The following is a 9,036-nucleotide window of genomic DNA, read 5'->3' on the forward strand; positions in this document are numbered from 1 at the left end:
TTAGGCTGGTTATCCGGGATGGAGGAAGAACGGATGCCCCATAGCATCCATAGCATCGTCACAGCTAGGAGCTAGATGTGGATCCATGCGTCTCTCCCGGGGTTGTGGCGGTATCGGACGGCCTCCGCGGCGCCAGCGACTCGATCCACTGTCGCAGCTCCGCGCGATCTAGCGGCTTGCTCAGAAATGCATCGAAGAGACCGGCCTCAATGACCGACTCCACCTCGCTGCGGGCATAGGCGGTGTAAAGGGCAATAGGAACTCGGGTGTGTCCTTGGGCCCTCTCCTCTGATCGTATGCGCTCGGCCAGCTCCTCACCATCGAATCCGGGCATGTTGCGGTCGATGATCAAAGCATCGAAAGTCCGTGTTTGCCAAGCCTCCAGAGCGCCGGCGCCGTCCTCGGCCGTGGTGACCGTGCAGCCGAGTTGCTCGAGCAGGGTACGGGCCAGGAAGACATTGACCGTCTCGTCATCGGCCACCAACACATTCAGTGTGCTGGCCGGAGCATCCCCGCTAAGGGGAAGGGAGGCACGGCCGCAGCCTGAGTCGGCGTTCTGGGTCGCCTCGGGCGCCGCAACCGGCGGCAACGGGAGCGTCACGCTAAACGTGGAGCCCACCCCGGGTGCGCTCTGAAGAGAAACCTCCCCGCCGAAAAGCTCAGTGAGTTCGCGCACGATAGCCAGCCCCAGACCGTGGCCACTGCGCGAGCCTCGGTAGCCAGCGCGATCGAAGGCCGCGAAGATGTGCTCCTGATCCTCTGGGGAGATCCCCGGCCCGGTATCGCGTACCCGGAAGCTGATCCATTCACCGTGGCCTGCGCTTACCGTCAGATCGACCTGGCCCTCATTGGTATACTTGATCGCGTTGCCGAGCAAATTCGACAGGATCTGGCCCAGCCGGGTGGCATCGGCCTCTACCCACTGCGGCACGCCAGGCTCGATTTCACTGGTGAACTGCAGGCCGTGCTCTTCGGCGAGGTGGCGGTGCACGGTGCACTGGCTTTCGATCGCGGCGTGCAGATCAAACGGCGCTGGCTGCAACTTGAGCCGGCCAGACTGCAACCTACCGAGATCTAGCAACGAATCGATCAGCTCCAGCAGCCGGCGACTGGCGTGGCGGCACTGCTGCACGTAGCTTTGGCGCTGCTCCTCCTCCAGATCCGATGTGGCAAGCAGCTCGACGAATCCGGTCAACGCGTTAAGCGGCGTGCGCAGGTCGTGGCCGACGGCGTTGAGGAAGGTGGTCTTGGCCGCCACTGCCTCGGCCAAATCCTGTGCCGCTCGCTTCTGATCGCTGATATCGAAGCTTACGCCAAGCATTTCCACCAGCTCGCCGCGAGAATTGGTGATAGGGTGGATCGTGAGCAGCGCCGGGAATCTACTGCCATCCCGGCGAACCAGTTCCGTCTCCATGCGGGCGGGTTGGTGCTCATGGCACAGGGGATCGACATATCCGGGTAGCCGTTCGCTGTCAGCATCAGTATGCAACAGGCTTACGTGTCGGCCGATCAGCTCCTCACGGCTGTATCCAAACAGCGCCTCAGCACCGGTGCTAGCCTCAAGGATTACCGAATTCAGATCCGTTTTAATCAGGCTGACTGACTCGGCGGCCGCGAAGATCGCTTCGAGATCGTGCTTGCGCGCCTCAAGTTGCTCGCGCAGCTGCTGTTCAGCCTGCTCAGCACGCCGGCGCTCGGTGATGTCGTGCAAATAGCCGTGCCAGAGCGTGCTACCATCGGCCTGGCGTTCCGGCGTGGAATTCCCCTCGAGCCAGACCGTTCCCTTTGAGGGGTGGTGGATCCGAAAGCTTTGGCGCCAAGGCGTCAAGGTCTTTGCCGATCGTTCCATGCTTCGGTTAACCTCGTCCCGATCGGCCTCGTACATTAACTCAAAGACGCGATCAGGGCACTCTAGGACCGTTTGCGGCGTAACACCGTAGGTGTCCTCAACCCCACCATTGGCATAGACAAAGGCATGGCGGCCATCAGGCCAGAGCTGGCATTGATAGATGAACCCGGGCAGCTGCGCGGTGAGGTTAGCCAGCTGCTCTCGCACTTTTTCCAAAGCCTGGCGCTCGCTGATATCGCGCAGGATTCCGGCGGCATGCCAGCGCCCGGCAATCTGCACCGGCGCCAGAGACAATTCCAGTGGGATCTCGTGCCCATCCCGGTGGACCGCCTCGACCTCCGTGTGCTCCCCCACGCGGGTCTTCCCCCCAGACTCCCGGAAATAGCGCATACCTGCCTGCATGGCCGCCCTGTGGCGCTCAGGGACGAAGCGGTCATGGAAGGGGACGCCCTCAAGTTCTTCGGCGCGATAGCCGAGCAGCTTCTCGAAGGCCGGGTTGCAGTAGACCAGCCGGTCCTCGGCATCGATCAGCACAATGGCATCGAGTGCGGCGGTGGTGATCGCCTGGAACTTGGCTTCAGCGGCCTGATGCGCCTGTTCGAGATAGCGCCTGTCGGTGATGTCTTCGAGGATATGGACGGAGTACCGGTAGGCTCCTTGTCCATCCCGGGCGACATACGAGCGTGATAGGAAAGTCCGGCCATCCGGCACAGAGAACTCCTCGGCGATCTCTGAGCAGCCGGTATCATAAACATCGCGCTTCTCAGCCGACACCTTGGCCATGGCCGACTGACAGCCGGGCAAGGGGCCCTCGCCGCAGGGGAAGAAGTGCCAGTAGGGGTGGCCGATCACCTCTTCGAGCGTAGCGCCAGCCTCTTGGAGGTAGGCGCTGTTCGCGCGCAAGATCCGATAGTCCTGATCGTGGAGGAAGATCGGATGCCCCATGGCATCCATAGCATCGTCCCAGCTAGGAGTTAGATGTGGGTCCATGCGATTCTCCCGGGGTCTACGCGCTACGGCTGCACCGATCCTACCTGATAGAATACACAATTAATGGAGCGACGGGTAGCCGCGCGACCTGGGTATCAGTAAGCCCCCATGCGCGGGCAATGTTGTTGAGGCGTCTGTCTCGGCCCCGTGACTCACTGCTCATGCACACCCCAGGATGCAAGCACATCCCGGCTGGGCATCGGAGCACTGAAGAGAAAGCCTTGACCCTGCCAGCAACCGGCGCCGAGCAGGGCCGACCGCTGAGCCTCGGTCTCGATTCCCTCAGCTAGCACCTCCATCCCGAGGCGATTACCTAGGGTTACGATCGATTCGACAACAGCCGCCTTGCGTTGGCACTCAGCGATATCCGCGACAAACGAGCGATCGATCTTGACTCGATCGACGGGGAGTTTGGTCAGGTAATGGAGCGACGAGTAACCGGTACCAAAGTCGTCTACTGCCACCCGCACTCCCTGCTCACGCAATTCGTTCAGATCGTTGACTATCGTCTCAGAGGGTTTAACCATGAGACGCTCGGTGATCTCTAGTTCGAGTTCATCCGGGGTCATCCCGATGCGCGCGAGTTGCTCCAGCAGTTGATCGCCCCAGCCGGGGACTTCCATCTGCGGCGCGGCGAGGTTGATTGCCAACCAGCCTGGCTCTAGACCCTGCTCGAGCCAAACCCGGTAGTGCTCACCGGCAATGTCGAGTACTTGCTCACCAACGCAGCGGATTAGCCCCGCCCACTCAGCCACCGGGATAAATCGCCCTGGCGAGATCCAGCCCTGTTCGGGATGGTGCCAGCGCACTAGCGCCTCAATACCGAGCCACTGACCGCTGCTCAAATCGACCTGCGGCTGGTAGTGTGCCGTCAAAACGCCTGCATCCAGGGCCCGGCGAAGCTCCGTACTCAGATAGACCTGCTCCCGTGCCCGCTGAGTGAACTCGTCACGGAAAAACTCGTAACGCGATCCAGACCGCCTCGATTCGCGACGCGCGGCATCGGCCTGATCCATGAGCGCATCAGCAGACTCGTCCTTAGAGCATGTGAGCGTAATGCCTACCCACAAGCCAACCTGAATCGCCTCATCGGAGACCTCAAGCGGGTCACCAACCTTTTCGACAATGCGCTCGGCAAAATCGACCACTGCCTGACTGCTGCGCAGCTGAGGTAACAAAATTCCGAACAGATCTCCACCGAGGCGCCCGACAGTGGCTGTGTGGGGCAGCAACTGGCACAATCGGGCACCGACCGCTGCAAGCACCTCGTCCCCGAAGTCTTGCCCGCGACTGCCGTTGATTACAGAGAATGTCTTGAGGTCGCAGACAATCACCGCCAGCCATGGATCACTTTGGCCCTGGAGGATACGAGCCTGCTCGATGCGGTCATGAAAGAGCATGCGGTTGGGTAAACCGGTGATCGGATCGTGGTAAAGCAGCCGCTCTATCTCTGATTCATGTGCATGGCGCTCAGAGAGATCCCGCATCAGAGTGGAGTAGCGCACTACCGCGCCCTGCTCGTCACGGTGGGCGATCAAGACCTGCTCCACCGGTAGGTCGGTCCCGAACCCCCTGTGCTTGAGGCGCGTCTGCCCGCGCCATAACCCGGTCTTCTCGGCCGTTGGGATGGCCTCATTCAGGAGGCATTGCAAGCTTTCATCGTCATGGGCTTGAACAAGCCGGGCAGATAACGATTCCTCGTTGCCAACCTGCCCTTGAGCTTGACACATAGCCTCATTGTGATAGAGGAGTTGACCGCTGGCGTCAGCGATCCCGATATAATCTGGCAGCGCCTCGAGGAACTCAAGCAGTAGCTGATGCTCGCGCTCCGCGGCAAAGCGCTCCGTTTGATCTTCGATAGCAACCAATACTTTCGGCCCGACCTTGTCCTCGCCGCTCTGTTTGACGGCGCAGCAGTAAAGTACACGGGGTTGGTGCTGTGGGTTCAGGGCGTGAAGGATATCTTCGATAGCCTCTGTTTGCGGAGGGGCGGTGCCGAGCAGCTGCTCCCAGGGCCACACCGGAGTGGGATTCTCCTGAGTAGTTTGCAAATGCCAAGCCAATTGATTTGTCAGAATCGACGCTTCGTCGCTTTGAAGCCCAACAAACTCCCGGCCAGCCGGATTGAGCGGGGTAATCCGGTGCTGTGCGTCAACGACGAGCAGGCTAACCGAGGGTGACCGCAAAGAGCCATCACTTCGCGAGCAAGGCCAAGTTCCGTTGAATCCCTCGATCATTGATCGATCCACCACACGCAGAGATTGACCATGTACCAGCTAGGAGTGGAGTGCGCGTCCATAGGGCTCTCCTGGGTTGATGTTGGGATCAGCAGGCGGCTGCCGCCGTACTAGTGATTCTATCCATTGACGCAGTTTTTTCCACTTCGCTTCTTCGCCCAAGCAAGCAGGTGAGAGAGTGAATCTAACCTTACTGGCTTGGTCATATAAGTGTCGGCACCGCTCTGCAAACACTGCTCGCGAACCTCTGCGGTAGCATGCGCAGAGAGCATGGCTACTGGCGTAGCACCTCGATTTTGCTCTGCTTCAGCCTTGCGCATCTCCATTACCGTCTGTGCCCCGTTTAATACAGGCATCTGCATATCGAGTAGGATCAAATCGAACTCCTGCTCAGCCTGCTGCCAGATATCGAGCGCTTCCTGGCCATTTTCGGCCACTGTGGCCTCCACCCCGCAGCGTTTGAGCAACGACTGAATCAGCAAGATATTTGTCGGCTCGTCCTCAGCGACGAGCACCTGCATACCGGCGATATTCTCTTCAGCAGCTGGAGTGTTACCGGCGGGGCCCGATTCAGCTTGAGCGGAATCTGCTGTTAGCTCGCTTTTATCCCCAATGATCTCGGCAGTGAAGGAGAAGGTCGATCCTTGGCCCGGGACGCTGCGAAGCCATATTTCCCCGCCCATTAGGTTGACTAGCTGCCGGCTGATAGCTAGACCTAAACCGCTGCCTTGCAGGTGCCTAACTTCATCGGTGCCTCGATCAAATGGCTCAAATATCCGCCTTTGCAGTTCATAGGGGATGCCGGGACCATTATCCTGGATTGAGACTTGTAATCTCTTTGTATCGTAGCGGGAGAAATGGACCCGGACATAGCCGCCGTCGGTAAACTTGATAGCGTTGCTGACCAAGTTGAATAGCACTTGGCCAAAACGGGTAACGTCACCGAACAGTAGCTCCGGCAGGTTACTATCAACAGAGTACTGCAGATCTAGACCCTCATCCTTGGCCTGCTTTTCCAGTATCGGCATTTTCTCTGCAAGAAGTTCACTTAGCAGAAACGCCTCTTTGTGCAGCGTGATTCGCCTAGCTTCTAAGCGTGACAAATCGAGCAGCGTATCAATCAGCCCTAGCAGGGTGCGACCAGCGGATTGGCACAGTTCGACGTGCCGCCGCTGCTCGGCGCTAAGCGACGACTCGGCCAACAGGTCGGTAAAGCCGATAATCGCATTCAAGGGCGTACGCAGATCGTGGCTAACCGCGTTAAGAAAGTATGTCTTAGCTGTCACCGCTTCGGCTAAATCCTGTGCTGTACGCGTCTGCTCGCTGATATCGAAGCTTACACCAAGTGCCGCCACCAGTTCGCCATTAATATCGGTGATGGGGTGGATCGTAAGCAGCGCCGGGAAAGTACTACCATCCCGGCGGACCTGTTCCGTCTCCATGCGGACGGGTTGGTGCTCGCAGAAAAGCGATTCAGCATATCCGGGTAGCCGCGCACTGTCAGCATCAGTATGCAATAGGCTGATATGTCGGCCAATCAGTTCCTCACGGTGATACCCAAACAGCGCCTCAGCGCCGGTGCTAGCCTCAAGGATTACCGAATTGAGATCAGTTTTAATCAGGCTGACCGATTCGGCTGCCGCGAAGATCGCTTCGAGATCATGCTTGCGCGTTTCAAGTTGCTCGCGCAGCTGTTGTTCAGCCCGCTCAGCACGCCGGCGCTCGGTGATGTCGTGCACGTACCCGTGCCAGAGCGTGCTGCCGTCAGCCAGGCGCTGCGGCGTGGAATCCCCCTCGAGCCAGACCGTTCCCTTTGAGGGGTGGTGGATCCGGAAGCTTTGGCACCAAGGCGTCAGGGTCTGTGCCGATCGTTCAATGCTCCGGTTAACCTCTCCCCGATCGGCTTCGTAGATGACCTGATAGATGTGATCGGGATGCTCCAAGGCCTGTTCTGGCGTGACGCCGTAGATCTGCTCAGCCCGGCCATTGGCATAGACGAAGGCGTGACGGCCGTCGGGCCAGAGCCGGTATTGATAGATGAACCCGGGCAGCTGCGCGGTGAGATTGGCCAGTTGCTCCCGCGCCCGCTCGGACTCCTGTTGAGCCCGCTTGATCTCGGTGCGATCGTCGCAGACAGCGACCACTTCGCCGGAAGAGAGCCTGAAGATCCGGTTCTCGCGCCAGCCGGTGATACGCTCATCCTGATACAAGGCCAGCGGCAATTCCTCCGGCACCCCGGTGCGGGCCACCCGTTGCAGCGCTGCCAACAGCCCCATTTCCACGACCCCTGGGAAGCAGTCGGTCAGCCTGCGACCGATGACCTCGTCGCGGGTGATCCGCTCGATGCGCTCGGATGCCGGATTGATCTCAATGCACTCGAAATCCCGTCCCTCATCCACCGGACGGAAGACGGCCACGCCACTGCCGGTCTGCTCGAAGATTCCCGCGAAGCGCTCCTTGGCTGCGGCGAGTTGCCGACGATACTCCTGCTCCGCGGTGATATCGCGGCTGATGCCCACGATGCGCTCTGGGCTACCGGAGGCATCGCAAATCACCTGGGCATGTCCGTGCAGGGTACGGCAACTGCCATCATCCGCGCGACGAATCTCCATCTGGATATCGAATGGGGTACGCGAGGCCACCGCCTCATAAGGCTCAGCGACCGCAGCTTCGCGGGACTTAGTCAGTAGTGCCTGGGCCCACTCCTCAAAGGTGTGACCGAAGACCTTGGTGTCGAGGGATTCGGACTCCGGCGCCTCGACCCAGCCTTCAGAGGCGTGACCGAAGGTGGCCGGATCAATCCCGTAGAGGCGGCACATGCCCTCATCACACTCGAGCCGGCCGTTTTTTAGATCGTATTCCCAGATGCCGAGCTCGGCTGCCGAAGTCGCCAGGCGCAGGCGCTGCTCACAGGCAAACTGCGCCGACGAATCGATAAATGAAAGTGCCACGCCCCAGTCCCCGGTCTCCTCGTCATGAAGCGGTGAGGCCTCGATAACTACTGAGAAGGAGTCCCCGACGCGTGGGCGCAGCCAAACCGCGGAGTCTATGGAGAGCGGTTCACCAGATACGGCAACCTGAATCAGCTGTTCGATGAACGCCGTTGCCGATGGCTCAATCCGTTCGGTATCGAGCAGCGTGTCGAAGCTCGTACCAAGCAGCGCGGTTCTATCGGAGTGGCCAAGGAGACGACAGGCGGCTGAATTAAGGTAGGTTAGGCGACCGGTGGCATCCAACACACAGAGGGCTGCGGCTTGACAATCGAGCAGCTGGTGGAGAAACCCGGCCGTGATCTTGTTAGGTTTCGCCGAAGGCCCATCCATCCCTTCACCCCTTAGGTTTCGCCGAAGGCCCATCCATCCCTTCACCCCCCCCCCCCCCCCCCCCCTGTGTCATCCCACCACACTCAGCCAAAGGCTGTACTCTGGCGCCGCAGAATAAACCGGAGTGATTAGCAGCGAGCAGAGCAGCTATCCGGCCAATGGGGGGGAGAGGAGGGACGGACGCACTGGTGGCTTGTCTGCCTTAGCTATTTTGGTTTTAAGCTTACAACTAAAACAGCACGACAAACAAGTGAATATTTAGTGCCCTTCGGGCGCCTAAACCTGCCGGACGAACAACACCTCAGGGCGCTAGCGTTGCAGCCCACTAGCCACCCAGTCCAACAAGCTGCTCAAGGCGCAGCGATCAAGCGGCTTACCAAGATACGCATCGCACCCCGACTCGTTTATCAGCGACTCAACCTCGCTGTAAGCGTAGGCTGTGCGTAGGGGCACCTCCAAAAACTTCGCCGGCGCCACCACCCGCCCCGGTGTGGAGGACGCCGTGAATCCATCCCTGGAGACTTCATGGCGCCATCCCTGGCGCCAAGACCTCCACACCGGGGCGGGTGGTGGCGCCGGCGAAGTTTTTGGAGGTGCCCATAGCACAATCCTGGTAGGCTGCCTGCCCTGATCATGT

General features: G+C 59.7%; 5 protein-coding genes. 1 reads left to right on the forward strand and 4 read right to left on the reverse strand.

Translation table 11 applies throughout. From position 1 onward, the window contains the following. Window positions 1-64: 64 nt before the first annotated feature. The 4 genes from HH1059_RS09805 to HH1059_RS13455 form a co-directional block, all read right to left on the reverse strand. Window positions 65-2,839 carry a PAS domain S-box protein gene (locus tag HH1059_RS09805; RefSeq protein ID WP_096409983.1) on the reverse strand — a complete coding sequence of 925 codons (2,775 nt, stop codon included), beginning with the start codon at window positions 2,837-2,839 and terminating at the stop codon, window positions 65-67. A gap of 152 nt (window positions 2,840-2,991) precedes the next feature. Continuing rightward, entirely contained in the window at window positions 2,992-5,076 is a 2,085-nt protein-coding gene (locus HH1059_RS09810) for a putative bifunctional diguanylate cyclase/phosphodiesterase (RefSeq protein ID WP_096409984.1), read from the reverse strand. A 119-nt stretch (window positions 5,077-5,195) separates the two neighbouring features. Further along, window positions 5,196-8,399 carry a hybrid sensor histidine kinase/response regulator gene (locus tag HH1059_RS09815; protein WP_162549491.1) on the reverse strand — a complete coding sequence of 1,068 codons (3,204 nt, stop codon included), beginning with the start codon at window positions 8,397-8,399 and terminating at the stop codon, window positions 5,196-5,198. Between the two features lie 309 nt (window positions 8,400-8,708). Continuing rightward, window positions 8,709-8,876: a response regulator gene (locus tag HH1059_RS13455; protein ID WP_162549492.1), complete on the reverse strand. Its 168-nt coding sequence runs from the start codon at window positions 8,874-8,876 to the stop codon at window positions 8,709-8,711. 25 nt (window positions 8,877-8,901) lie between these two features. Here HH1059_RS13455 and HH1059_RS13975 point away from each other — a divergent pair, with 25 nt between their 5' ends. Continuing rightward, window positions 8,902-9,030 carry a hypothetical protein gene (locus HH1059_RS13975; protein WP_274522533.1) on the forward strand — a complete coding sequence of 43 codons (129 nt, stop codon included), beginning with the start codon at window positions 8,902-8,904 and terminating at the stop codon, window positions 9,028-9,030. Window positions 9,031-9,036 lie beyond the last annotated feature (6 nt).

Origin of the sequence: Halorhodospira halochloris (genome assembly GCF_002356555.2) — a bacterium.
GTDB classification, from domain to species: domain Bacteria; phylum Pseudomonadota; class Gammaproteobacteria; order Nitrococcales; family Halorhodospiraceae; genus Halorhodospira; species Halorhodospira halochloris.